Below are 26,789 nucleotides of genomic sequence, written 5' to 3'. Positions count from 1 at the left end.
GGTTGAAACATGAAGCTTGATTAGACACCTGCAAGGCATTACATTGTTTCCAAATAATCAACAATCAAATCGCCAATGCGCCTTCAACTAGAATCTTTACCCGGCTTAGCGCTATTTGCTTGCGTTGTGCGACATGGCAGCATGTCCAGCGCTGCCAAAGAATTGGGGCTGAGTCGCTCATCGGTCAGCAAACAACTCACTAAGTTTGAACAACACCTTGGTGCTCGCCTGCTGCAACGCACGACGCGTCAATTAGCATTAACCGAATTGGGTGAAGAAGTCTGGCGCGAGGCGCAAGCTATTGAGTTGGCGCTGGATAATGTAGCTGCGATTACTGACAACTATCGGCAGCATGTCAAAGGGCGGCTCAAAGTCTCTTGCTCAAGCTCGATTGGGCGCGCACATCTACTCCCCTTGTTGCCTGAATTTATGCAGCAGTATCCAGAGATTGATCTAGTGCTGTTATTTGAAGATCGTATGGCTGACCTTGCGGCCGAACAGATTGATCTGGCCATTCGCATCGGCCATCTGCCCGATTCCAGCCTTGTGGCACGTAAATTAGGCGAATTAGAATGGCAGCTGGTTGCCAGCCCGGCCTATTTAGCCAAATACCCAGCCCCAAGTACCCCACAAGCACTCACTCAGCACAATTGCCTTTGCTACCGTAACAACACCACAACCATGGATGTGTGGCGTTTTATGGCTAATGAAGATGTGATCAGCATTCAAGTCAGCGGCACCTTGGCGATCAATGACGCGGGGGCACTCGTTGATGCGGCCTGTGCGGGGCATGGCGTTTTGCTTATCGACCGCGTTTTGCTGAGGACGGCCCTCGCCAGCGGTCAGTTGTTGCCACTCCTCGCCAACTACCCTCCCGCCCCGGGCTTGCCGGTTTATGCGGTATATCCAGCACGTGAATGGCTACCAGCAAAAACCAGTGCGATGGTCAATTTTCTGTTGCAGTCTTTCGCTCCGCGACTTCAAACTTAATGTATATGCTTAAGAAGCATAATTAACATAGCTTATATAGCAATACCCATCAGTAAGTAGCTTAACAATGAAACTCCCTCATCGCCTCTAGTTGGTAAAGCACATCAATCATCTGCAAACCGATCAATCGACTGTTGCCAAGTCAAATCCGCTTCAGCTAAGCTGATCAATACAATGCGTGCGGCAAATTGCATACTTTTAATCGATCAACTTGGAGAGCGAGCATGACTTATAATTTTTTCTTAAGCAGTTTTTGCTTTGCCATATTAAGCGGGCTGACTCATGCCGCCGCCACCAATCCAGCGGAAGCCACTAACTTACCCGCCAAAGACGCCTATGGCTGCGTGGGTGAAGAAGGCTATTCGTGGTGCGTCAAACTAAAGCAATGCGTGCGGCCCAGCAAAATCTTGATTGAAAATAATCTTGAGCTAACTGCAGAGAATTTTCATGAATTCTGCCAAACCAAACTGAAATAATTCAAACACCATTCCAAGCCCAATCACCATGAAAAAATTCATTTGTATCGCATCGCTATTCATCAGTGCTTTAGCCCATGCTCACAGCGAAGTACCTCTCAAGCCGGAGCATGGCGGCACGATTAAAGAAGCAGCTGCTGGGCATCAACTCGAAGTCACCTATTCTGCCAATGCACTTACGCTCTATATCAAAGATCACGATGGTAATAAACTCAGTAGCGACGGCGCCACGGCAGAGTTGATCGTGCAGCACAATAATGCCAATACGAAAGTTCAGCTCAAGCCCAGCGGCAGCAATGCGCTCAATATCAAAGGCGATTTTGCCCATTTATCGGGCGCCGTTATGATTGTGAAATACAGCCTCAAAGGCGAAAAGCTCGAGCAAGCTCGACTGTCCTTGAAATAACAACGACCCCAATTCAAACCTAAATCGACCTCAATCGCTGTTTTTGCTGTGGATGAATCATCTAGGCAGGAAACTCAGTACAGAGGTGCGCAGAAACGGTAATTTTTCGGTTACAATCGTTGTCTTTAATGAACCCCAGAATTCAGGCAGGAGAGCATCGATGTCAATGGCAGATCGCGACGGCGTTATTTGGTATGACGGCAAAATGGTACCTTGGCGCGAAGCCACGACCCATGTACTGACCCACACCTTGCATTACGGCATGGGCGTTTTTGAAGGCGTTCGCGCTTATGAAACTAGTACTGGTCCAGCGATTTTCCGCCTCGAAGACCATACCAATCGCCTGTTTAATTCGGCCAAAATTTTGAATATGGCGCTGCCATTTTCTAAAGAAGAAATCAATGCAGCACACGTCGCCGTTATTAAAGAAAACGGCTTGAAATCAGGCTATATGCGCCCAATGGCGTTTTACGGCTCAGAAAAACTCGGTATCGCACCACCAAAAAAAGACGTGCACATCATCGTCGCAGCTTGGCCATGGGGCGCTTACCTTGGTGAAGACGGTTTAGCCAAAGGTATTCGCGTGAAAACGTCGAGCTTCTCACGCCACCACGTCAACGTAACGATGTGCAAAGCCAAAGCCAACGGCAATTACATGAATTCGATCATGGCGCACGACGAAGCGGCGGCGGATGGTTACGACGAAGCATTGTTGCTCGATGTAGATGGTTTTGTTGCCGAAGGTTCGGGCGAGAACATTTTCGTTATTCGCGCTGGCAAGCTGTACACGCCAGATTTGACTTCATGTTTGGACGGGATTACCCGCAACACGATTTTCCAAATCGCCACTGAAATGGGCTTGCAAGTAATCGAAAAACGGATCACGCGCGATGAAGTGTACATCTGTGACGAAGCCTTCTTCACCGGTACTGCTGCAGAAGTGACGCCAATCCGCGAACTCGACAACCGCACCATCGGTTGCGGTAGCCGTGGCCCGATCACCACTGAAATTCAAAAACGCTATTTCGATATCGTACAAGGCCGCGATGCGAGCCGCGCTAATTGGTTGACCGCCTGCTAATTGAGATTGAACGTCGGGTTACGCTGCTAACCCGACTTACACACAAATTTGGAGTTGAAACATGAGCTCAAAAGACGCACAAAAAGAAATTAACGTTGGCGCCAAAGACATGCCTTTGCACTGTCCAATGCCCGATATGGTGAGCTGGAATTCGCACCCACGCGTATTTTTAGATGTTGCCAAAACCGGCTCAGCACAATGCCCGTACTGTGGCACGATGTATAAGCTGAAAGCTGGCGAAGTGATTAAGGGTCATTAATATACCCCTACAAAACAAAGCGGCCTATGCGCCGCTTTTGTCGTTTTTTGCTGAATAAAATTGTCTTCCGCTTTAAGCACTGTATTGAGAGATTCATTTGAAACGCATTCTGATTGTCGCGCCCGCTTGGGTCGGTGACGCCATCATGGCGCAGCCACTTTATGCCCGTATCAAAGCCAGACGCCCTGACGCCATCATCGACGTGCTCGCGCCCGCTTGGACGCGCCCACTACATGCGCGGATGGCAGAAATTAATGAACTGATCGATGCCCCTTTTACGCACGGCCAATTGAAACTGCGTGAACGCTGGAAACTGGCGCGCGAGATTAAAGCGCGTGGCTACGATCAAGTCATCGTGCTACCCAATTCGCTCAAATCGGCGCTCGTTCCGCTGTTTGCTGGCATTCCAAAACGCACTGGCTGGCTCGGCGAAATGCGTTACGGCTTGCTGAATGACGCAAGGATTCTCGACCCGATTGCACTACCGCAAATGGCGCAGCGCTTTTATGCACTTGGCGCCGATGCGGGCGTACCGTTAACGCAAGCGATGCCGTTTCCAGTGCTCACGATCAATCCCGATGAGCGCGCCACCACCGTCAAAAAATTAGGTCTGTCGACTGACACACCGATTGTGGCCATTTGCCCCGGCGCAGAATATGGCCCAGCGAAACGCTGGCCCGCCAAACACGTTGCGACACTGGCCAATGAATTGATCGATGAAGGCAAACAAGTTTGGTTATTTGGATCCAACAAAGACGCAGAAATCTGCGCCGAAATTCGCGAGCTTGCACCACAGGTGCTCGATTTGGCCGGCAAAACCAGCCTAGCTGAAGCCATCGATCTCATGTCGTTGGCTGCCAATGTGGTGTGTAATGACTCCGGCCTGATGCACGTCGCCGCCGCGCTGCAGCGTCCGCTGGTCGCCGTGTTTGGCTCTAGTTCACCGACATTTACACCGCCACTGGCGATCAAAGCCAAAATCGTGACGCTGGATTTGGAATGTAGCCCATGCTTTGAGCGTATCTGCCCGCTCGGCCATATGAATTGCTTAAATAAACTCGATCCAGAGCGCGTTTATACCGCACTTAATAAATTAAATACCTAGGAACCCATGATGGAATTTCTTGATCTCGCCCCAATCGCTGGCGTCAATGGCAGCGTCGCCCTTCCCGGCTCAAAAAGCATTTCAAATCGCACTTTATTGCTTGCCGCACTTAGCAGCGGCGCGACTAAAGTGATCGGCCTATTGGCTTCGGACGACACGCAACGCATGCTCGAAGCGCTTGATGCGTTGGGCGTGAAAGTCGAACAAATCGGCGACAGCCGTGATTTTATCGTGCATGGTTGTGGCGGTGAATTTCCCGTCAAGCAAGCCGATCTATTCCTCGGCAATGCCGGTACGGCCTTCCGTCCGCTAACTGCTGCGCTGGCCTTCGCCGGCGGTAATTACCGTCTTTCTGGCGTACCGCGCATGCACGAGCGCCCAATTGGCGACTTGGTTACAGGCCTGCAGCAAGCCGGTTGTGAAATTGAATATCTGGGCAATGATGGTTTCCCGCCGCTACGGATTCGCCCGAGTACCGTCACCAGTGATCGTATCGCTGTGAAGGGTAATGTCTCCAGCCAGTTCTTAACTGGGCTTTTGATGGCAATACCCCTGACTCAACGCGACATGACGATTGATGTGGTTGGCGAATTGATCTCTAAACCGTATATCGAAATCACACTCAACCTGATGGCGAAATTCGGCCTGAAAGTAGAGCGCAAAAGCTGGAACGAATTTTTCATTCCTGGCGGGCAAAGCTACACCAGCCCAGCAGAAATCCACGTTGAAGGCGACGCATCCAGCGCATCGTACTTCCTCGCTGCGGGCGCAATCGGTGGCGGCGTGGTGCGCGTGGAAGGCGTCGGCGCTGCCAGTATTCAGGGCGACAAACGCTTTGCCGACACGCTAGAGCAAATGGGCGCACAAATCACTTGGGGCGACAACTGGATTGAAGCCGCACCACCGGCCAGCGGCCAGCTCACTGCAATTGACGTCGATCTGAACCACATCCCCGATGCGGCGATGACGATTGCGATTGCCGCGCTGTACGCCAACGGAACAACGACGATTCGCAATATCGAAAGCTGGCGCGTCAAAGAAACCGACCGTCTTTCGGCGATGGCCACCGAATTGCGTAAAGTCGGCGCCACGGTCGTCGAAGGCCAAGATTGGATTTCGGTCACGCCGCCAGCCACGCTCACCGCGAACGCTGAAATCGACACCTACGACGATCACCGCATGGCGATGTGCTTCTCACTCGTGGCGATCAAAGGCGTACCAGTGCGAATCAACGATCCAAAATGCACTGCCAAAACCTTCCCGACTTATTTTGAAGAATTGGCGCGAATTGCGGTTTAAACATCGCGCGTCAAAACACGAAAGCCGCACATTGTGCGGCTTTTTTGATGACCACATCTTGATGTATTACCATGCAAGCAAGATTTTTAATAGCCTACAATGAAATACATCAATACGTAGGGTGGGTTAGCCGAAGGCGTACCCGACCAATCAAATCTGCAATAGCAGGCGATATTCAGCGTGGGTTAATAAACCTAACACGCCCTGCATGGCTATTCGCTTTTATGGGTCATAAGCGGTATGAATAGGAGGAGCTAAAATGAGTGTTAAATATGAGGGAAATTATATCTCTGAAATTGATTGGTGTTTCTCAGAAATTATTGCATTATGGCCTAGAAAAATTTACTTTTTAGATGCACGGCTGATTAATTTTAACAATGGCGAGAAAGCCGTTTACTCTTCCTCGATTTCACACTATTGGTCTAATCTCGATGATCAGATACCTTTAATGTACAAGGACGAATCAGAGATGAGGAAAGAGTTACTTTTACAGTGCAACTTCCTACTTTCTCATTCAATTTCAATCATGATCAATAATTTATCTTCAAATAAAATATATGACTTTTTTATTGAAGAGATAGACCTGGATTCATTAAAAAATAATTTTCTAATGAGAGACATTAGTGAGATTGATTAAAAAAAGACATATTTCGGCGTAGATTAAATAATCTAGAACTTGTTGTTGCCTATTATTTATTAACGTGTTCCCTCGTCATACCTAAAGTTAACTTACCAACGTGCAGGGCGCGCAAATCCCTGCATGATTTTCACACCCTACCAATCTACTCAGCCTCAAAATCCAGCGCCACCGAATTAATACAGTAGCGCTCACCCGTCGGCTCTGGGCCGTCGGGGAAGACGTGACCGAGATGCGCGTCACATTGCGTGCAGCGCACTTCTACGCGCTCCATGCCGTGACTGCGGTCGACGATACGCGTAATGCCTGATTCGTCGGCGGCGAGGAAAAAGCTCGGCCAGCCGCAGCCGGCGTCAAATTGCGTTGCAGATTCAAACAAGAGGCTGCCACAACAAATGCAGTGGTATTTGCCTGCTGCACGGTTTTGATAGTATTGGCCGGTAAATGGCCGCTCGGTGCCGCTTTGCCGCGTGACGTAATAAGATTCAGGCGTGAGCATCGCGCGCCACTCTGCATCGGTTTTAACGATTTTATCCATCATTCACTCCTCAAAATCATCTACAGCTTTAGTTGAAGCTGCTACCATCAAGTATCCAAGCCCTTGATGAGCCTGCCACCATGTTTTATGTCAAACGCAATGCTGCGGGTGAAATTTTATCGCTCGCTAAAGAATCTGATCACGAGCACGTCGAAGCAATCGAACCAAACCATCCCGAAGTGCTGGATTTCTTATCGGAATCGGGCGAGGTTTTTAATCAACTCGATACCAGCTTAATTCGCGTGATTGAGGATTTGGTCGATGTTTTGATCGACAAGAATCTACTCCGCCTGACCGATCTGCCGCTACCCGCACAAGAAAAACTACTCTCACGCAAAAAAGTACGTAGCTCTCTCAAAAATTCGCTCAATATCTTGGTGGATAACGATCAGGGCCTGATTTAGGCCCCGATCGTTTATTTTTTCTCGCTGCTGGTACTGAATTGGTAGCGGTCATGCACCAGTGGCTCATCCAAATTCGCATCGCTTAAAGACACGCCTTGCTTCGCTGCGCGCGCTTTCACATCCTCACGGCACTTCGCATCCGTTGGTGCGTCTACACCATACAAGACCTTGCCACACTCAGCCAAAACCTCAGCAAATTGCGCAGGCGGCATATTTAATAATGGATTTTGGTATTTTGGGTCAGTCGACGCTGATTCGACCTGTGGCGCGCTCGTGGACTGGGGAGTACTCTCACCGCAAGCCACCAAAAGCATACTCAAACCCAATGCCACGCAACGCATTCCGTATTTCATCGCCTCATCCTTTTTTATTTAATTTGAGACGATAATGTACCTGAATTTTCAGCGCGCAGGCAGTCTTGCGCGGGTGATGTGATTCACCAACGACAGCACAAATAGGAGGGAATGGATGTATTTTTGACAGGCAATAAAAAACGACTTAGCTTGCGCGAAAGTCGTTATCTATTCGTTGTTGGCGTCCCCACGGGGAATCGAACCCCGGCCGCCGCCGTGAAAGGGCAGTGTTCTAACCGCTAAACTATAGGGACTATGTAATACAAACTACAGTATGAAATTGGTGCGCCCGGAGCGATTCGAACGCCCGACCCTCTGGTTCGTAGCCAGATACTCTATCCAACTGAGCTACGGGCGCACTGTATTTCAAACTTTAAAACTGACCAACTCGACAGCTGGCGTCTCCACGGGGATTCGAACCCCGGTCGCCGCCGTGAAAGGGCAGTGTCCTAGGCCTCTAGACGATGGAGACTTTGGTAGTACGCGATGATTTGTATGGTGCGCCCGGAGCGATTCGAACGCCCGACCCTCTGGTTCGTAGCCAGATACTCTATCCAACTGAGCTACGGGCGCATCTTACAAATTAAAGTTCCTGGCGGAGACGAAGGGATTCGAACCCTTGATACAGATTACTCCGTATGTCGCCTTAGCAGGGCGGTGATTTCAGCCACTCATCCACGTCTCCGTTCAGGGAGACCGAATAATATACACACTATCGGCCTCCGTCAACACCTTATCTGTAATTAATCTGACAAGCTGTTGATTTAAAACTACTGATTTATTTAGGCAACGCGGTCAAGGCCGAATGCTTTATGCAACACACGTACAGCCAACTCCAAGTACTTCTCATCCAGCACCACTGAAATCTTGATTTCAGACGTTGAAATCATTTGGATATTGATGCCTTCTTCGGCCAATGTGCGGAACATCGTTGATGCCACGCCCACGTGCGAGCGCATGCCCACGCCAACGATGGATACTTTGCAGATCTTGTCGTCGCCAGAAACCGACTTGCCGCCGATTTGAGCTTGTACGCCTTCCAATACCTTCACAGTCCGGGCCAATTCGCCTTTGGGTACTGTGAATGAAAAATCCGTCGTGCCGTCTTGGCCGACGTTTTGGATAATCATATCCACGTCGATATTGGCATCCGCAATTGGGCCGAGGATTTGGTAAGCGATACCTGGCTTATCAGGTACACCAATCACATTAACACGGGCTTCGTCGCGATTAAATGCGATGCCGGAGATGACGGGTTTTTCCACGGTAGAGTCTTCCTCAAAAGTAATCAAGGTGCCCTCGCCTTCTTCTTGGAAGGACGACAACACGCGTAATTTCACATTGTATTTACCTGCAAACTCAACTGAGCGAATTTGCAAAATTTTCGAGCCCAAGCTGGCCATTTCCAGCATTTCTTCGAAGGTAATTGTTTTTAATTTCTTAGCTTCTGGCACAACACGCGGGTCGGTCGTATAAACACCATCCACATCGGTGTAGATTTGGCATTCATCCGCTTTTAAAGCGGCGGCCAACGCAACACCAGAAGTGTCTGAGCCGCCGCGACCCAAGGTCGTGATATTGCCATTGGCATCAACACCTTGGAAACCAGCCACAACCACCACCTTGCCTGCATTCAAATCGGCGCGCATATTGGCGTCATCGATGTGTTGAATACGTGCCTTAGTGTGCGAACTATCGGTCAGAATTTTGACTTGACCGCCCGTATAAGATACGGCTTCAATACCGAGTTCTTTCAGCGCCATCACCAACAAGCCAATCGTGACTTGCTCGCCCGTGGAGACGATAACGTCCAACTCACGGGGATCTGGATTAGCTTGAATTTCTTTAGCGAGGCCAATCAAACGATTGGTTTCACCCGACATAGCAGACAACACAACCACGAGGTCATGTCCTTGCGCTTTATGTTTGGCGACGCGGCGAGCCACATTTTTAATTCGGTCGGTGCTACCCACCGATGTGCCACCGTATTTCTGGACGATCAATGCCATGATTCAACCTGCAGGGCGGGATTAAAATAAACGGACTTATTGTAAAGGAAGCCCTCCCACTTGGGGAGTGCCATTTGAATTGATTTATGAAGATTTTATTTTTAATACGGTGGAACTTTGAATTGATAGTGAAATACAACAAGTTAATTGAGCAAAACAACTCAATTTAAAATTCGCGATTTGAAGAATGCATCGCTCAGGAATGCCTCAATTTACACGACTCGGACTGGCACCCTAGCCGTCAACGCACACATCAATTCATAACTAATGGTGCCCGCTGCCGCCGCAACTTCATCAATCGATAATTGCTCACCCCATAATTCAACAGGGCTCCCCAATCCGGCATCAGGAAAGTCCGTCAAATCAATGCAGAGCATATCCATCGACACGCGCCCCAATACTCGGCTGCGTTGCCCATTGAGAACAACCGGAGTACCAGTAGGCGCATGCCTAGGATAACCATCGGCATAACCACACGCCACTACACCAATTCGCATCGTGTGCGCGGCGACAAAAGTCGCACCATAACCGACCGTATCGCCAGCAACTAGCTCTTGAACGCCAATCACCTCAGAGTGTAATGTCATTACTGGGCGTAATCCAAGACAATCGGCGGATCGATCTGCAAAGGGTGAAGAGCCATAAAGTGCAACACCGGGTCGAACCCAGGCACCATGCGCTTCAGGATAGGCAAAAATAGTGGCTGAATTCGCCGTGGAAATCGGTAAATTTAAGTCCAGAGTCGCCTCACAAAAGCGCCCCCACTGGTCAGTGATGCCAATAGCGGGTTCATCTGCCGTTGCAAAATGCGTCATCAATGTCACATCAGCCACATTCTTGCAAAATCGCAATCGTTCAGCCCAAGTCTTGGCCGTTTCTGCAGGAAAACCTAAGCGGTTCATGCCCGTATTGAGTTTGAGAAAAACATGCAGAGGACGAGATAGTGTCGCTTGCTCTAGCCATGCGATATGTTCCGCAGAATGAACAGCAATGCTCAAGTCATACAAGGCACATTCGATCAGTTCTGCGGCGTCAAACACACCTTCAAGTAACAAAATCGGCTGATTAACACCACCAGCGCGCAATTGAATTGCGGCATCTAACTCAAGAATCGCAAAACCATCCGCAGCAGGCAAAGCGGACACAACGCGCTTCAAACCATGGCCATAGCCATTGGCCTTCACCACGGCAAAAGCACGCGCATTCGGCGCTAACTGCTGAATTAATTGATAATTATGCGCTAATGCAGCGGCATTAAATAAAGCTTCAATCGGACGAGACATTGCTCAATTCTGTTTGTTATTTAACTATTGTTTTGGTTTACGACAATGACGGAAATACCAAACGCCAACACACAGTAATACAATACCAACCAATACAAAAATGGTGGTTTGGCCGCGCGCCAACCATTTAATCATCCATTCATGATTTTCAGCGCCGTAATATCCCAAATAAATCCAGACAGGTACGCTAATCAACGCGGCCAAGCCATCCAGCAGTAAAAATCGACCATATGTCACGCGGCGAGACATGCCAGCACTCATATAAATAGGCGCGCGTAAACCGGGTAAGAAGCGCGCGACAAACAAAACACGGTTGCCATAGCGCTCAAATTTATCCTGTACTGCAACATAACGTTCTGGCGTCATCATACGGGCAAAATAACGGTGTTCGAGTAGTCGCGGGCCGTAGTAGCGACCCGCCAAAAACATACAACTGTCACCAATCAAGACGCCCAACATACCGACCAACACCATCGTATGCACATGCGCGTAACCCAAACCGGAAATTACACCACCGGCAACCAGCGTAATGTCTTCGGGAATCGGCACGCCAAAACCACAAATCAATAGCACGAAAAATACGGCGGCGTAGCCGTAATCAGTAAATATCGAAATCAGAAAATCCAGAATATCCATTGCAGCACTCAAGGCTTTTGAATTTTGACGCGAGGATAATACCACGCAAAACATTTTGCTTATGTGCAGCAAACACGCAAAGCCATGTAGTTTTGTCATATTTTGGTGATATAAATTCCAAATAAATGAAATATGACCCAAAGGCTGGCGTGATGGATCGTGGTTTTTTTAAAATTTTAGGGGCGCAATTCTTTTCGGCGCTCGCCGACAACGCCTTGTTTTTCGCTGCTTTAGCCCTTCTCAAAGAGCGTCATGCACCTGAATGGCATTTGTCCATGTTGCTATGGTGCTTCACCGTGTCTTATGTTGTGATTGCGCCCTACGCAGGGTCGTTTGCCGATTCAATGCATAAAGGGCAAGCGATGATGTTGTGCAATGGCATCAAACTCATCGGCTGCCTTGGCATGCTGTTTGGCCTGCCGCCGATACTCGCGTATGCGATTGTAGGTTTTGGCGCGGCCGCCTATTCGCCAGCCAAATACGGAATTGTCACCGAATATCTCCCCCACGAAAAACTCGTTGAGGCCAATGGCTGGCTCGAAGGTGCAACCGTCTTTGCAATTATCCTTGGCACTATTATTGGCGGGTATCTCTCCGGAGCCTCGATTAAAAAATGGCTGGAAGCAAATACTCTTACGCAAGATCTGAGCAGCACCCAATTTGCAATTGTCATCATTACACTGCTCTACATCATTGCCGCCATCATCAATAGCAAAATACCTAAACTCAAAACCCGTCTGAAGCCTTTTCATATCAGCCCTGTACATCAAGCCAAAGAATTTGCGTGGTGCCTAAAACGCCTTTGGCGCGACCCGCAAGGCCAAGCCTCACTGGCGATTACCACGCTCTTTTGGGGGGCTGGCGCGACAATGCGGCTGGTGGTGTTAAATTGGGCGATTTTATGGCTGGCGATTGACTTAGAAACCGCTACAAGATTGATTGCAATTGTCGCCATAGGGATCGCGATTGGCGCTGTCGCGGCTGGACGTTGGGTACCCTTAAACCGTGCATTTTCAGTGATGCCCGCAGGCATAGGCATGGGGGTGCTGGTTATTTGCATGTTGTGGGTCAACCAAATCTCTGTCGCTGCGTTATTGATGTTGTTAATTGGGGCTTTGTCAGGTTTTTTTGTTGTGCCACTCAATGCCATTTTGCAACACCGTGGCCATCAATTGATGGGTGCAGGGCATTCGATTGCGGTTCAAAACTTCAACGAGAATTTAGGCATTTTAGCCATGGTGGGCATTCATGCTTTAATGGTTAAATACTTGAGTACCCAATTACCCGAAAATAGCAGTGCATTATTGATAGTTCAGTATGCGGCACACGGTATCCCGCCAATGCAGGCCATCATTATTGGCTTTGGCGTTTTGGTCATCGTGTGTATGGCCAGCATTATGCTGCGTTACCACTGCAAACTAAAATACCAAGTTGCGCCAAACGATAAGGCTTGAGATACGTTTGCCTCTTAGGGGTCCGCATCTTTTGCAACTGACACTGCATCACCACTTTAGAATGTATTTAATAGAGTCCAAATGAATCGATTATCCCTAGCCAGTATCAGTTGCGTTTGCTTAATGAGTTTGGTGGCTTGCAGCAAAAGCACTGAGAATAAAAAGCCAAGCGCCGAAAAACGCCCTAGCAATATCATCAGCACCCAAGTCAAAGTCGGCGCCCTCCCCCATGAAATCAATGCAGTTGGGCATGCCGAAGCGCTACAAATAGTCGAAGTGCGCCCCCAAATTACAGCGCAAATTGCGCAAATTCATTTTAAAGAAGGCGATCAAGTCACTGCAGGCCAGTTGCTATTTACGCTGGATGCAGACAAAGCTAAAAGCCAAACCAGCCGTAGCCTCGCACTCACCGAAAAAAGTAAAGCTGAATACGCCGAGGCGGTTCGCAATCTGAAACGCACCGAAGAACTCGCCGAAGCGGGGTTTGTATCGCCATCGGCAGTTGACACCGCACGCGCTAAAATGGGTAGTTTGCAAGCACAAGTAGCGGCAGCTAAAGCCGATGAAAGTGTCAATGCCGTTGAACTCGCCTACACCCAAATCAAAGCCCCAATTACGGGACGTACTGGCGCTGTGAGCTTAAAACGAGGCAGCTTAGCGCAAGCCAATTCAAGCACGCCACTGGTCACCATCAGTCAAACCGATCCGATTCAAATCAGCTTTAATATCAATCAAAGTGACTTACCCGCCGTACTCGCTGCGCAAAGCCGCGGCCCAGTCAAAGTAAAGAGTCAACTCCCCAACGGCGAACAGCGCACGGGTGAATTATTGTTTCTCGACAATACCGTCGACAAAGCCAGTGGCACGCTACTGGCCAAGGCGAAATTTGCCAATCAAGATCAACAACTGTGGCCTGGGCTCAGTAGCAGCGTGACGATTAAGCTGGCCGAGCAAACGGGTTTAGTTGTGCCACTCCAAGCAGTGCAAACCGGCCCTGAACAGCGCTTTGTGTATGTCATTGACACCAATCAGCAAGTGAAAGTCCAAGCCATTACTTTAGTTCGGAGCCAGAACGATTTGGCCTTGATTGAAGGCGTCGCTGAAGGCACTCGCATCGTCAAAGAAGGCGGGCAAAACCTACGCCCAGGTGGCAAGGTCGTTGAAGCAAGCCGCCCAGCGAGCGTCAAATCAAGCGCAGTGCAAGGATCGAAATAATGAGCCACGGTATTTCTTGGTGGGCGATTCATCGCCCCGTGGCGACGCTTTTGCTGTGGATTGCCGTCATGGTCGCTGGCACGATTGCGTGGTTTCATCTACCCATCGCAGCTCTACCAACTTACGACACACCAACGATTAGCGTATCAGCCAGTCTTACTGGTGCTTCCCCTGAAACGATGGCCAATGCGGTAGCAACGCCACTCGAAAAACAATTTTCGACCATCCCTGGCTTGGCGATGATGACGTCAACCAGCAAATTGGGCAGTACCAATATCACGCTGGAATTTGCACCGAGCCGCGATATCGAATCGGCCGCCGTCGACGTACAGGCGGCGCTTTACCGGGCAAATCGTAGCCTGCCATCGGACATGAAAAGTCCGCCCAGCTATCGTAAAGTCAACCCATCGGATGCGCCAATTTTGATGCTCAGCATCAATTCGCCGTCCTTGTCGCTCTCTGAACTCAATGATTATTCCGATAATCTGATTGGTCCCGCGCTTTCAACGATTGATGGCGTGGCGCAGGTAACGATTTATGGTCAAAAACGTTTTGCAGTTCGAGTCTCGGTCGACCCAGATTTACTCGCGGCACGTGATTTATCCCTGCCAGAACTAGCAGCAGCACTCAAAACGGCCAATGCTAATTCGCCAGTCGGTCAACTCGAAGGCGAGCGGCAAACATTGATGCTGCAAGCCAATGAGCAACTTAAAAATGCCGCAGAATTTAGCAGCCTAGTCGTAGCCAATAGAAATGGTTTACCTGTGCGCTTAGGCGATGTGGCCACCGTCGAAGACAGCGTGGAAAACATCAAATCAGGCAGCTGGATTGATGGTCAACGCTCGATCATTTTGGCTATTTTGCGCCAACCTGGTGCCAATACAGTGGCGACTGTCGACGCGATTAACGCGATGCTGCCACGATTGATTGCACAGATGCCAGAATCCGTTGAAGTCAAAAAGCTGAACGATAGATCAACCTCGATTCGCGAATCGATTCACGACGTTACACTGACGCTGATTCTGACGATGGGCTTGGTCGTGCTGTCGGTCATGCTGTTTTTACGCCGAGCAGCTGCCACATTGATACCCTCGGTATCGCTCCCTATCTCAATGCTGGCAACGTTTGCATTGATGTACTGGCTTGGGTATAGCCTCGACAACATTTCTCTCATGGGTTTAACCGTTGCCCTTGGTTTAGTCGTTGACGATGCCATTGTGGTACTCGAAAACATCGTTCGCCACATTGAAGAAGGAATGCAACCGTGGGATGCCGCGATTAAGGGCGCTGGCGAGGTTGCATTCACGGTAGTTTCAATTTCAATTTCATTGATCGCCGTCTTCATCCCGATCTTTTTTATGCCGGGCACCATTGGATTGCTGTTCCATGAATTTGCCGTCGTCGTGTCATTGGCCGTCTTGGTGTCGATGGCCGTTTCACTCACGCTGATTCCACTCTTTGCCTCGCGGTTTTTAAAACCGGAATCAGAGGTTGAAACCCAAGCCGCTTGGAGCCGTTGGTTTGAGGCTGGTTTTAATCGTTTACTCAATGGCTATCAACGCAGCTTGGCGATCGCCTTGCGCCATCAGCGCTGGATGCTATTGCTCACCTTTGCCACTTTTGCCGCCACCGCTGCGCTCTACATCAACGCCCCCAAAGGCTTCTTCCCGCAAGAAGACATCGGGCAAATTCAAGCGAGTATGGATGCGGCACCGGATATTAGTTATCCCGCGCTATTAGTGCTGCAACAGAAAGCCGCCAAAGCAGTGCTTGAGAATCCGAACGTGGCCACAGTGGCCTCCAGCTTAGGCAGTAGTGGTAGCGGTGGGCGCTTGTTTATCACACTTAAACCCCGTAGCGAACGGGAAAACATGGCCAAAACACTCGATAGCCTGCGCAAAACAACCGGAAAAATCGCAGGTGTCAGTGTGTTTTATCGTCCAACACAAAATCTGCAAATTGGTGGCCGCAGCGGGAAAAGCAGCTATCAATATACTTTGCAGGCCGTTAACTCCGATGACTTGGAAACTTGGGCCGACAAACTAAAAGCCGCTTTGGCTGGACAAGCCATTTTCCGTGATGTCACTTCGGATTCAGAGCAAAAAACGCTGCAGGCCAAAATCAATATTGATCGAGATCGCGCCAGCGAGCTGGGCATCAATATGCAAAATCTACGCGAAACGCTGTATGCCGCTTATGGCGAGCGTGAAGTTGCCACCATTTACGCGCCGCAAGACAGCTATTCAGTGCTGATGCAGCTCAAAGACAGCGCTCGCAGTGATGAAAATGCGCTCAGCCAGTTAAAAGTCCGCAGCAGTTCTGGCATGCTCGTACCATTAAGCAGCTTTGCCAGCGTTGAACGCACCGCGGTCACCACTTCGATTAATCACCAAGGTCAACTACCTGCGATTACCTTGTCGTTTAACTTGGCAGAAGGTGCGTCACTATCAGATGCTGCGCGTGAAATCAAAGCGGCAGAAAGCGCGATTAATTTACCAAGCTCGATTTTCGGTGCGTTTGCCGGCGATGCCGCGCTCTACCAACAAACGCAGACCAGCCAATTATGGCTAATTCTGATTGCGGTAGCGGTTATTTATGTCGTGCTCGGCGTGCTGTATGAGAGCTGGATTCATCCCATCACCATTTTGGCGGGTATTCCATCAGCGGCAATTGGCGCATTGATTGCACTACAAATCACAGGGCTAGAGCTGACCTTTATTGCGATGATCGGGATTTTGCTGCTGGTCGGCATTGTGAAGAAAAACGCGATTATGATGATCGACTTTGCACTAGAAGCACAGCGGAATCAAAATTTGCCAGCTTTGGATGCGATACGTGAAGCCAGCGCCAAGCGGTTTAGACCGATTATGATGACCACCTTAGCAGCGCTGATGGGGGCATTGCCACTGGCCTTGGGCTTAGGTGCAGGGGCAGAACTACGGCAACCCCTTGGTGTGTCGATTGTGGGTGGGCTAATTTTTTCGCAATTGATCACTCTGTACATCACGCCCGTACTATTTTTAACTCTGGAGCGACTAAGTAGCAAAGGTATATCTAGCAAATCTTTGCCATAAAAGACCTAGGTAGATATACCTAAAGAACAATAACTTTATTCCTACCTTTATCTTTTGCCACATAAAGTGCCTTATCTGCCGCCATCAGTAGATTCGCATGCAGGCTGCGATTACTACTGGTGGAGCTGGCAACACCAACGCTGACAGTCACAATCGGCAACACCATGCTGTGTAAATGCGGAATGTGCAGTGCTTCAATATTGGCGCGAATCCGCTCCGCAATTTGCAATGCCAACTCTTGATCGGCATTTTCCAGCACACAGCAGAATTCTTCACCACCGTAGCGCGCCCCCATATCAGTCACTGAGCGCAATGAAGATTGAATCATCCCGGCCACCCGCTGCAAGCACACGTCGCCCGCAATATGCCCATACAAATCGTTATACGGTTTAAAAGAATCGACATCGATCAGCAAAACAGAAAGAGGCTGGTCTAAGCGCAGCGCTTTGTCTTGAACCGCATCAAGATGCTCAAACAGCCGACGCCGATTGGCTAAACCTGTTAAGGCATCGGTTTGTGATAAAACCCGCAACAAATCTTTGGTGCGTTTTAGCTCTAAATGATTATGCACTCGTGCGCGCACAATAGACGCATTGAATGGCTTAACGATGTAATCGACCGCCCCCGCTTCCAAGCCACGCGTTTCTTGGGCTGGCGTCGAAAGCGATGTGATGAAAATAATCGGAATATCTCGTGTTTCAACCTTTGCTTTTAAAATTTCACACAACTGAAATCCATCCATATCCGGCATCATGATATCGAGCAAAATCAGCTCAGGCATTTGCTGCGAAATTTGCACTAAAGCTTGCTGGGCACTCAGCGCAAAATGAATATCGTGCTCATCACCCAAGACCTCACCCAAGGTCTCGATATTATTCATCTGGTCATCAACGACCAAAATATAACGATCAGCCATAAGCAAGCCCGTCGGTCATCGTGGGCATCCGCTGGTTGAGTGCGGCTAAAGCGGCGGGATAATCTAAAGAATCTAATTTAATGACGACTTCGTGCAGTAATTCTTTATGTTCGTCAGGCAACTCTTGCAGCAAAAGATTGAGCATTTTTTTTGCTCGCAGACTGTTTGTTTGCAATGCAGCTTGTAAACTCACCATCGATGACATGCTCGACACAGGCAGTAAGCCATCCAATTGCTTGGGTGCTTCATCCTGCGCAATGACGCTCACTAAAGGCAAGATGAATTTTCTCGCGCTATGCCATGCCGACTCTAGCTCAGAAAAATCGGGCAATTCTATGGCGCCCTGCTTTTGCACTACAAATAGATTTTGTTCTAAGTCACTGGCGAGGGTAAAAAAATCCATTAAGCCCAAGGTGCCAGAAACGCCGCGCATCGCGTGAACTTGCGAGATATATTGATCTAATTGCTCAATTGATTTCTGCTGTGCCAAGGCATCAAAAAATGCAGCGTTTTCCATAAAAAAATGATGCAACCAGCGCTGATATCGTTGCACATTGCCATTGAGCCTATCCAAAGCCTCATCGACCGCCACGCCCCAATCAGACAATTTGACAATCCAGTTTTTTTCTACTGAGGATGGCTTGACTTGCTTGGCCTGTGTCAAAGGCTTCGGCATGATCGGTAAATCAGCGCCTCTTGCTAATTGGAAACGTATCGCTTTGCTGAGTGCATCATATAATTCGCGCACAGAGACTGGCTTAGTGAGGTAGTCATTCATCCCTGCTGCGGCCCCCTCTTGCTTTTCAGTCTCAGTTGCATTCGCAGTTAAGGCAATCACGTATACTTCTGAATCAAGCACTTTATGCTGCTGATTGCCACCCGCTCGAATCAAGCGCGTCGCAGTCATACCATCCATAATCGGCATCCGCCAGTCCATTAAAACCACATCAAATGGCTCTTTGGCTAAAGCGGCTAACGCCTCTAAGCCATTTTCAACAATATGCATGGATAAGTTCATTTCCTCTAGCAAGGCGCCGACAATCAATTGATTAGTTTGAATATCCTCAGCATACAGAACACGAATTTGATGGCTTAAGCCTTGCATTGGCAATTCGCTATTGGTCACTTCAACTGGGATTTCAGCGACAGGCAAAGGAATTTCAATTCGAAAATGGCTTCCCTCGCCCGGTGCACTGGTGACGCCTAGCGAGCCTTGCATCAACTCAACCAAGCCACGGCTAATCGACAGGCCAAGACCCGTCCCACCATACTTACGCGTTGTCGAGGTATCTGCCTGTTCAAACTTTTGAAATAGCCGGCCAATCGTCTGATCATCCATGCCAATACCAGTATCGCTAATCAGAATTTTGACTTGTTCATTATCGCGATATGCGGTAATCGTCACACAGCCATGCTCAGTAAATTTGATCGAATTGCCGATTAAATTAAATAAAATCTGCCGAATCCGCATCGGGTCACCAAGGCAGCCGGTTGGCGAAAAGTGATCTAACTTTAAAACGAAAGAAATGCCTTTTTCTTCGGCACGGACTGCAAAAAAATCAACGACTTGGTGTAATAATTTAAGTAAGTCAAACGGAATGGACTCAATCGATAATTTGCCCGCTTCAATTTTTGAAGCATCCAAAATATCATTGATAATATCGAGAAGTAATTCCGCATTCTCCAAACCCATTCGCACCTGAGACCGTGTAGCAGGACGAAGCTCTTTTTGTCCACTTGCCAAACGAAGCATGCCAATCACGCCAGACAAAGGAGTGCGAATCTCGTGGCTAATCAAAGCCAAAAAATCGCTTTTTGCTTGATTGATTGCAATTAAAGTGTTTTTTTCGGCCAAGTGCTCTGCTTGCTGCCGAATACTCTCATCGAGAATGTTTTTCTTTTGCTGCTCAGCTTTTAATAATTTAAGCCGCATCTCCATGCGCGAGATTTTACGCATCGTGCTACTCTCGATTTGTGTAAACGTGCGCTCTTTTGCCAATTGAATTGATAATTCAGTATGCCGCTCATACAAACTCAGAGCCAATTCAAATTGGCCCATACTTTCATAAACAGCAGATTGAATCTTGCAGGCTTTCATTTCCTGATGCTGCGAACCACCATGGCGAGCAAGCTCCAAGGCTTTTTGGGATTCGATCAAAGCGGATTGCATTTCACCTTGCATCAAAGCAACTTCCGCCAAACCAAGCTGGGCCATTGCAATCGACCATGAATGATGGTGACGCTGTGACAAGGTAATCGTTTGTGAGAAGCATTGTTTGGCTTCGGAATACTGGCCCAATCCAAGATATGCAAAACCAGAATGCATAATGGCTTCGCTCATCACCCCTGCATCATTAGTGCGCGAATATAAAGCACGACATTGCGCTAGATGCTGCAATGCTTGCTCATATTTTCCTAACTGTTGGTAATCACTTCCCAGCCATAGATGCAACATCATTGATAGCTGCGGATCATCGAGTTCTTGCACATACTCATAGGCAATTTGATGATGCCGTAGCGACTCTTCCACCATGCCAAAATATAAGTAAACGCCACCAATACCTACATACGCTTTGATGTAATGAACGATCGAGTGTTGATCTAGGGCCAATTCAAGGCAATGCCCCCACGTGCTCAAAGCGGAATTTAAATCGCCAAGGGTGTAACAGGCCTTGCCTAGGCATTCATAAATATCAAGCAAAGTTCCAACTTGGTTTAACTTCTTTGCCTGCACCTCAGCTCGCTCTAGAACTTCTCGAGCGGCTATGAATTCACCTGTTTTCTCTAGCGACTCACCCAATAAAAATAAAGCTTGCGGCAAGACTTCTTCATTTTTTTCTTGCTGCGCAAGCGCCACCAAGCGCTCGGCCAGCTGCCGCGCTTGATCAAAATTATGTCGACGATAGTGCGCCTGCTGAGTCAGCAAACTATCTAAAGTTTCAGGCACTCTCTAATTCCTTTTTCAGCAATAAATCAACTTGTTTGATCATTGCCTCACTCGCTAATTGTAGTTTTACTTTCACACTCACTGCGGCTACGCCATATCTTGACCAAGACTGCCTTTCAATTGCAGCAGCTACCCGACTCGCAAAATCCATCAAAATAGACTGAGCCTCTCCAGGGTAGATGACGTAGCGATTAGGCGGAATAAATATCCATAAGTCATTTAAAGTACAGTAATCGTTTAAAATCGTTGCCATACGTAATTCAATCACGGGCTCAACCGCAGTATTTAAACTTAACTCAATCACTCGATCAGTTGGCTCGGCACACTCACAGCGTAGACGAAATTGTCGTAAATGTTGCAAAGAAACACCAGGCATCACCCATCCCGCTAGTTTTTCAAACTTTAAATGGGTGCGTATCAACATACTACGAGCTTTTTCTAGACGGCTTAAATTTAATTTGTATCCTTTGATGCCTAACTCACTCGCTAAGTGCTGAACCGCTTGATGCTCATAGATACGTAATACATATAAAGCCGAACGGTGATCACCCTGCTCTTTATGCGCTAAATATAATAAATTATTTAATTTTTCTTCTAAGCTAGAAATATTGGTGGATTTTAATAAGCTCTGCGCATGCAGCAATAAGTGAAAAGCCTCAACAATTCTATTTTCTTGCTGTAGAAATTCACCGTAAGCAACAACAGTGACGCAATAGGCCCAAGATAAATTACAATTTCTAGCAATCCCTAATGAACTTTCAAAGTATTGAACAGCGAAATCCAACTGGTTTAAATGCCAATAACACTGTGCATAGCCATTACAAATTTGAACTAGCCACGTTAAATCCCCATGAGCTACTGCGTGAGGTTCAATCCGCATCAAGAGCGCTAGCGCAAGATCATATTTGCCTGAGTTTAAAAAACTCTCCATTAAAAATATACCACTTTTTGCGATTAACTTTTTATTATTAATCGACTCGGCCAGTTTGAGTCCATTTTTCATCAATAAATCAGCAGTAGCATATTGCTCAACTTGATAATAAACCAATGAAACATTCAGATAAGCTTCAACGCCATACTCGATCTGGTTAAGCTCTAAAGCCGATTCAATCGTTTTAACCCAGGTTTCGACGGCTGGAATATGCTTATTATTACGTAGTAAAGCACTACCCAACCACAACATAGCCAAAGGGCGACGCTCTAGATCTTGTGAATCATCTAATAAACGCCTTCCTTTCGTTAATACATTAAGTGCCTTTTCATCCTCACCAAATGCCAATAATATTCTTCCATATAAAACATAAGCATAACCCAACATTGGGTGGTGATACTTTTTACAATCCTCAATCAAATTAAAACACAAATCTCGGCTATCTACTCCAGCTTGCCAATAGACAGCCTCAACGTGCTTAAATTGATGATCGATGAGCGGAAAGTGTATCAATTTAGATAAGGAGTTCAATTTCAATCCCTCCTTTTTTAATCGGCAGCAACAGCTGAGATGCTTGCTGCGATGAAATCGGCGTCACCTCAATAAGCGGCGTGGTCAAACCATGCCAAGCCCACGGAAACTCAACAATCATTTCCTTTAGTTTTAAAATCAAGCATTCGGGCGATTCATTCGAATCCTCGAGAATCAATAAGTAAGCCAAATTGGGTAACTTTGTCCAAGTCGAATCCCCAAGACAAAACTCATGCAGTAAAGCACTTATCTTTTGCAAAAACTGTCCCTGAACAACAGAAACCCCAGAAAATTGTAAATTAAGAATTAGATTATCACTCGATGCATTTGCACAACGATACTGAAATTGCTGATAACGCGAGCGCGATTCGCCAGGGGAAATTAAATCAAGCATTTGTTCAAAATCTTGTCTCGTTTTTAAAATCTTTTTGCGAGATCGATCTAAGCGAGATAAATTTAATCCTTTACCTTTTAAGTCACTGAGCAAGTCACTTGAAAAAGTGCTGTCAGAGAATGCCTTATACTTCTTTATTTCAACCAATGCGTTTTCAAAATTACCACTTTCCTTAAAAGCCTTCACTTTTAACAATGCAATTTTTTGTTGTAAATAACCGTAATCAAAATGATTAGCCCCCTCTTCCGCGGCAAGTAAACATTGAACCCCTTCAGAATAACGGGATTTTTGAATCAAAAAGTCACCATAACTCAGTAGTGTAATGGCTTTTGCCCATAAGGAATTATTAAAGTTAGCAATGGCCAACATGGATTCAAAATAAAGCTCCGCCAATTCAAATTGGCCCAAAGCAACATAAGAAATTGCCATCGTTTTTCCAACTTCAACCACCCAAGTCATATCACCATGCTGTAATGAACTAGCCTCAATTTGGCGCAATAAATAAAGTGCATTTTCATAATCACCCACATCATTGAGTGTATTGGCGAGAAAAATACCACTTTTAGTGATTTGCTTATGATCATTTAATAAAATGGCCAATCGATAACCAATGATTAATATTTCTTTTGCCGTATCCAGTTGGCCAGCAAAAAAGTAAATTTGGCTGATATTGACATATGCTTCAATAGCAATACTAATTTGTGAATATTCTAGGGCCAGCTCAACTGAATAGGTAAAGTCTTCAACTGCTACCACATGGCGTTTTAGGCTTAAATTACATAAGCCACGCCACAAATAAGCTTCGGACTTTAATTCAAATGCAGAAGATTCACGAATTTTCTTGAGTGTTTGCGCAACCGAATAAAAAGCGGCGTGATATTGACCTTTACCCCAGAGCATTTTGCTGTGTATAAGCAACATCCGCGCCATTGTTGCACCTGAGACTTTCAATTGCTTGCAACGAGCTAAAACAGCGCTACTTGAACTATGAGCTTGTTCAATATCGAGTAAAAACAGTCCTTCGAGCCGTGCAAATATCGCAGGCAGTTGCTCGACACTCAGTGAAGAAAATTCCTGCAACACACACTCCCTTCCTACAACAGCATCCACGATACTGAATACTTAAGATTAGGTGCTGCACACAGAAAATGCGAGAAAAGCAGTTAATTGGGACAAGAAAAGAATATAGATTAGAATATAAGATATAAAATACAAACGTATCTGCTTTAAAACAATATTTAAAGCTAGCTACAGCTACATACCCTCATGAGTAGAGGCCAATTGTTTCGGCAAGCAACTCTGATCGAATAGGCTTTGTGAGAAAACAATCCATGCCTGCCGCCATACACGCTTCACGATCTCGCTCCAGCGCGTTCGCCGTTAATGCAATAATAGGTAACCGTGAAGTGCCTAATTTAGACTCCATCAACCTAATCTTTTCAGTCGCGATCAGACCATCCATCACTGGCATTTGCATATCCATCAATACCAAATCAAATCGATGTTGCTGATACATTGCTAAAGCAATTTCACCATTTTCGGCACACATGACTTGATGCCCCATTTTCTCTAATAGGCGCAAAGCGACCAAGCGGTTGATCGGGTTATCTTCCGCTAATAAAATACTCAGAGAGCGTGGTTCAAACGGTTCATGGATTTCTTCTGGGTGAAAAAGATAAGAATTATTCAAAAGTAATTCAAATGAAAAAATACTTCCGCCATCTGGATTAGCGGCGACGAGGATGCTGCCACCTAAGGCGTTGGCAAGATGCTGCGAAATCGTTAAACCCAACCCTGTGCCGCCATACTGCCTTGTTAATGAACCATCCGCCTGAATAAAGGCATCGAACACATGCGGCATGCGCTCAGCCTCAATCCCAATACCACTATCAATAATAGAAAAACCAATTAGCCATCCTAAACCTTGTTGCTCAGTACGAATTCGTATTATCACGCCGCCTTGGTGAGTGAATTTCAAAGCATTACCGATTAAATTCACCAAAATTTGCCGCAGTCGCAATGGGTCACTTTCGACTGGACCAGGTAATTGTCCTTCCCATACTAATTTTAAAAATAAACCTTTAGTCTGAGCACTCACTTGAAATATTTTCACTAAGCCATCTAGTAAGTTTTTCAAATCAAAGGCTTGGATATCAAGATGCAAGTAGCCCGCTTCAATCTTTGAGACATCAAGTACATCGTTAATCAGAGCGAGCAACAAATCAGATGAAGATCGGATGATTTCGACCTCTTCGCGCTGCTGCACATTTAACTCTCCTTGCGCCAACAAGTTAGCCATTCCGACAATCCCATTCATTGGCGTGCGAATTTCATGACTTACATTGGCGATGAACTCTGTTTTTGCTTGGCTAGCCGCTTCAGCTGCATTGCGTGCAATCACTAATTGCTCAACTAAGTTAGCCTGCTTTTGCTCAAGCAATATACTATCGACTAAAGCATCATTAAATAATTTGGCACTCTTTAACATTACGCCCAAATAAATAACACTCAGTAAGCCAAGTAAAACGTCGACCCGCGTTTGCCCAAGACAGGCCGCAATCAAAATGGGGGACAGCATCAAAATGGCAAAAATCCGCATCGCAGATAACATTGCCCCAAGCACCGGCACAGCTCCTGCCACCATGCCCGCCAAGATAAAAGCAGTGAGTAGTTTTAATGATTCAGGCGACGTGGTCATTAAAAAGAGACCGCCCGTTCCCCAAACAAAGCCGGTTAATCCCACGCCAAAATTAACTCGATCACGCCATAATGACGCACGCTGATTGTTGGTATTTTGATAAGCTCTCGCACACCATAGGCGATAGACTGCAACGCTACTGGCTATAGCCCACCACAACAACAATGATGCTAGTTCATGCGCGCCACTATGCGCCACCACCAAAATAGTGGCCGTTATAATGCAGATGAATTGACCAGCTGCCGAGTTGCGATAAATCAGCTCGGTTGTTCGATGTAGCACCAGGGGATCGGAAGAATTCATATTGCACAAAACAGTGGTTGAGCTGGCAATATAGATTGGAACAAAGGAATTTGACTAGGGATTATTGGCCATTTGGCAAAATCGCAACTTCATCTTTGTTATCGGCCAAAATATTTAAAGTGACCCTGCGATTTTTAGCGCGGCCTTGAACTTGATCATTAGTATCCATGGGGCGGAACTCACCAAAGCCAATTGCGGCCATTCGTTGCGGAGCAACGCCTGCTTGCTCAAATAAACGCACCACACTGGCGGCCCTTGCGGCAGAAAGCTCCCAGTTGCTCGGAAATTGCCCAGCACGAATCGGTTGATTATCAGTATGACCTTCAACTTGAATCAGGTTATCACTGTTTTGCACCAAGCTAGCAATCGCCAGCAGCGCCTCTTGTGAACTAATTTGCAAATCAGCTCTGCCCGTATCAAATAAAATAGAGTCGCTGATCTCAACTGCAATCCCTCGTTTGGATTGAGTGACCTTAACCTTACCTTGATCAATTAAACTACCCAATGATTGCCGCAAATCACCAGCCATACCTCGCATTTTTTGCGCTTGCTCTTCTAGTTTTGGATTATTAGGGAGCGTGCTCGGCGCAGGAATCACCATGAGTTTAGGCGGAGCACCTTTGATCGCTTGATTGTCAAGTTGTACTTTCGGGGCAGAAGTTTGCGGCTGCTTAAAGGCATCGACCAATGCATTTGATAGGACTTTATACTTACCTTCATTGACCGATGAAATGGCATACATCACGACGAAAAATGCAAACAACAGCGTAATAAAATCAGCATAAGACACAAGCCAGCGCTCGTGATTTTCATGCTCTTCATGCCGTTGTTTGCGTGCCATTATTCGTGC

23 protein-coding genes and 5 tRNA genes are annotated in these 26,789 nt (G+C 47.2%); 12 read left to right on the top strand and 16 right to left on the bottom strand.

From position 1 onward, the window contains the following. The first annotated feature begins 75 nt into the window (after positions 1-75). From K4H28_RS02365 to K4H28_RS02330, 8 genes are all read left to right on the top strand, one after another. Positions 76-990, top strand: coding sequence for a LysR family transcriptional regulator (locus K4H28_RS02365; protein WP_221006737.1), 915 nt, complete (start codon positions 76-78; stop codon positions 988-990). Positions 991-1,214: 224 nt separating this feature from the next. Beyond that, positions 1,215-1,466 (top strand): hypothetical protein, encoded by a 252-nt coding sequence (locus tag K4H28_RS02360; RefSeq protein ID WP_221006734.1) that lies wholly within the window; start codon positions 1,215-1,217, stop codon positions 1,464-1,466. Positions 1,467-1,494: 28 nt separating this feature from the next. Continuing rightward, entirely contained in the window at positions 1,495-1,872 is a 378-nt protein-coding gene (locus K4H28_RS02355; protein WP_221006732.1) for a hypothetical protein, read from the top strand. A gap of 160 nt (positions 1,873-2,032) precedes the next feature. Next, positions 2,033-2,953, top strand: coding sequence for a branched-chain amino acid transaminase (locus K4H28_RS02350; RefSeq protein ID WP_221006730.1), 921 nt, complete (start codon positions 2,033-2,035; stop codon positions 2,951-2,953). A gap of 61 nt (positions 2,954-3,014) precedes the next feature. Beyond that, on the top strand, positions 3,015-3,212 hold the full coding sequence (locus K4H28_RS02345; RefSeq protein WP_221006728.1) for a zinc-finger domain-containing protein: 198 nt from the start codon (positions 3,015-3,017) through the stop codon (positions 3,210-3,212). A gap of 97 nt (positions 3,213-3,309) precedes the next feature. After that, complete coding sequence (waaF, locus tag K4H28_RS02340; protein ID WP_221006726.1) at positions 3,310-4,317, top strand: lipopolysaccharide heptosyltransferase II; 1,008 nt, start codon at positions 3,310-3,312, stop codon at positions 4,315-4,317. A 9-nt stretch (positions 4,318-4,326) separates the two neighbouring features. Next, positions 4,327-5,616: a 3-phosphoshikimate 1-carboxyvinyltransferase gene (aroA, locus tag K4H28_RS02335; RefSeq protein WP_221007921.1), complete on the top strand. Its 1,290-nt coding sequence runs from the start codon at positions 4,327-4,329 to the stop codon at positions 5,614-5,616. A gap of 259 nt (positions 5,617-5,875) precedes the next feature. Further along, on the top strand, positions 5,876-6,253 hold the full coding sequence (locus tag K4H28_RS02330; protein WP_221006724.1) for a hypothetical protein: 378 nt from the start codon (positions 5,876-5,878) through the stop codon (positions 6,251-6,253). Between the two features lie 145 nt (positions 6,254-6,398). Here the strand turns inward: K4H28_RS02330 and msrB are convergent, their stop codons facing one another. Beyond that, positions 6,399-6,794 carry a peptide-methionine (R)-S-oxide reductase MsrB gene (gene msrB / locus K4H28_RS02325; protein WP_221006722.1) on the bottom strand — a complete coding sequence of 132 codons (396 nt, stop codon included), beginning with the start codon at positions 6,792-6,794 and terminating at the stop codon, positions 6,399-6,401. 77 nt (positions 6,795-6,871) lie between these two features. On the opposite strand from msrB, the gene K4H28_RS02320 reads away from it, so the two are divergent. Further along, positions 6,872-7,195, top strand: a complete 324-nt coding sequence (locus K4H28_RS02320) for a hypothetical protein (RefSeq protein WP_221006719.1) — start codon at positions 6,872-6,874, stop codon at positions 7,193-7,195. A gap of 11 nt (positions 7,196-7,206) precedes the next feature. Here the strand turns inward: K4H28_RS02320 and K4H28_RS02315 are convergent, their stop codons facing one another. The 9 genes from K4H28_RS02315 to K4H28_RS02275 all read right to left on the bottom strand — a co-directional run bounded on the left by K4H28_RS02315 (position 7,207) and on the right by K4H28_RS02275 (position 11,476). Next, a complete protein-coding gene (locus K4H28_RS02315) occupies positions 7,207-7,548 on the bottom strand; it encodes a hypothetical protein (protein WP_221006717.1) in 342 nt (113 codons plus the stop codon). 179 nt (positions 7,549-7,727) lie between these two features. Next, positions 7,728-7,802 (bottom strand) — tRNA-Glu (locus K4H28_RS02310). A 27-nt stretch (positions 7,803-7,829) separates the two neighbouring features. Further along, positions 7,830-7,906: transfer RNA gene (locus K4H28_RS02305), tRNA-Arg, on the bottom strand. A gap of 38 nt (positions 7,907-7,944) precedes the next feature. Then, positions 7,945-8,020, bottom strand: a tRNA-Glu gene (locus K4H28_RS02300). 24 nt (positions 8,021-8,044) lie between these two features. Next, a tRNA-Arg gene (locus tag K4H28_RS02295) sits at positions 8,045-8,121 on the bottom strand. A 20-nt stretch (positions 8,122-8,141) separates the two neighbouring features. Next, a tRNA-Ser gene (locus tag K4H28_RS02290) sits at positions 8,142-8,233 on the bottom strand. Between the two features lie 97 nt (positions 8,234-8,330). Then, positions 8,331-9,557 (bottom strand): aspartate kinase, encoded by a 1,227-nt coding sequence (locus K4H28_RS02285; RefSeq protein WP_221006715.1) that lies wholly within the window; start codon positions 9,555-9,557, stop codon positions 8,331-8,333. A 212-nt stretch (positions 9,558-9,769) separates the two neighbouring features. After that, positions 9,770-10,840, bottom strand: a complete 1,071-nt coding sequence (gene alr / locus K4H28_RS02280) for an alanine racemase (protein WP_221006713.1) — start codon at positions 10,838-10,840, stop codon at positions 9,770-9,772. Positions 10,841-10,864: 24 nt separating this feature from the next. Then, entirely contained in the window at positions 10,865-11,476 is a 612-nt protein-coding gene (locus K4H28_RS02275) for a DedA family protein (RefSeq protein WP_221006711.1), read from the bottom strand. Positions 11,477-11,601: 125 nt separating this feature from the next. On the opposite strand from K4H28_RS02275, the gene lplT reads away from it, so the two are divergent. The 3 genes from lplT (at position 11,602) to K4H28_RS02260 (ending at position 17,219) form a co-directional block, all read left to right on the top strand. After that, complete coding sequence (gene lplT, locus K4H28_RS02270) at positions 11,602-12,930, top strand: lysophospholipid transporter LplT (protein ID WP_255573592.1); 1,329 nt, start codon at positions 11,602-11,604, stop codon at positions 12,928-12,930. A gap of 81 nt (positions 12,931-13,011) precedes the next feature. Further along, positions 13,012-14,145 carry an efflux RND transporter periplasmic adaptor subunit gene (locus K4H28_RS02265; RefSeq protein ID WP_221006709.1) on the top strand — a complete coding sequence of 378 codons (1,134 nt, stop codon included), beginning with the start codon at positions 13,012-13,014 and terminating at the stop codon, positions 14,143-14,145. Continuing rightward, positions 14,145-17,219 carry an efflux RND transporter permease subunit gene (locus K4H28_RS02260; protein ID WP_221006707.1) on the top strand — a complete coding sequence of 1,025 codons (3,075 nt, stop codon included), beginning with the start codon at positions 14,145-14,147 and terminating at the stop codon, positions 17,217-17,219. The genes K4H28_RS02265 and K4H28_RS02260 overlap by 1 nt, the downstream gene beginning before the upstream one ends. Positions 17,220-17,238: 19 nt before the next feature. Here K4H28_RS02260 and K4H28_RS02255 read toward each other — a convergent pair whose 3' ends face one another. The 6 genes from K4H28_RS02255 to motD all read right to left on the bottom strand — a co-directional run bounded on the left by K4H28_RS02255 (position 17,239) and on the right by motD (position 26,780). Next, positions 17,239-18,135, bottom strand: a complete 897-nt coding sequence (locus K4H28_RS02255; protein ID WP_221006705.1) for a diguanylate cyclase — start codon at positions 18,133-18,135, stop codon at positions 17,239-17,241. Further along, on the bottom strand, positions 18,128-21,082 hold the full coding sequence (locus K4H28_RS02250; protein WP_221006703.1) for a tetratricopeptide repeat-containing hybrid sensor histidine kinase/response regulator: 2,955 nt from the start codon (positions 21,080-21,082) through the stop codon (positions 18,128-18,130). The genes K4H28_RS02255 and K4H28_RS02250 overlap by 8 nt, the downstream gene beginning before the upstream one ends. After that, the gene (locus tag K4H28_RS02245) at positions 21,075-22,544 is read right to left on the bottom strand and encodes a tetratricopeptide repeat protein (protein WP_221006701.1); all 1,470 of its coding nucleotides are present in this window, start codon (positions 22,542-22,544) and stop codon (positions 21,075-21,077) included. Before K4H28_RS02245 ends, K4H28_RS02250 begins: the two co-directional genes overlap by 8 nt. Then, complete coding sequence (locus K4H28_RS02240; protein ID WP_221006700.1) at positions 22,528-24,021, bottom strand: tetratricopeptide repeat protein; 1,494 nt, start codon at positions 24,019-24,021, stop codon at positions 22,528-22,530. The genes K4H28_RS02245 and K4H28_RS02240 overlap by 17 nt, the downstream gene beginning before the upstream one ends. 181 nt (positions 24,022-24,202) lie before the next feature. Continuing rightward, positions 24,203-25,918 carry a response regulator gene (locus K4H28_RS02235; protein ID WP_221006699.1) on the bottom strand — a complete coding sequence of 572 codons (1,716 nt, stop codon included), beginning with the start codon at positions 25,916-25,918 and terminating at the stop codon, positions 24,203-24,205. A gap of 82 nt (positions 25,919-26,000) precedes the next feature. Beyond that, positions 26,001-26,780 (bottom strand): flagellar motor protein MotD, encoded by a 780-nt coding sequence (gene motD / locus K4H28_RS02230; protein WP_221006698.1) that lies wholly within the window; start codon positions 26,778-26,780, stop codon positions 26,001-26,003. Between the last annotated feature and the right edge of the window lie 9 nt (positions 26,781-26,789).

This window comes from Deefgea tanakiae, from assembly GCF_019665765.1.
Lineage (GTDB): Bacteria > Pseudomonadota > Gammaproteobacteria > Burkholderiales > Chitinibacteraceae > Deefgea > Deefgea tanakiae.
The sequence above is the reverse complement of the archived record's forward strand: the minus strand, read 5'-3'. Positions and strand labels throughout refer to the sequence as shown.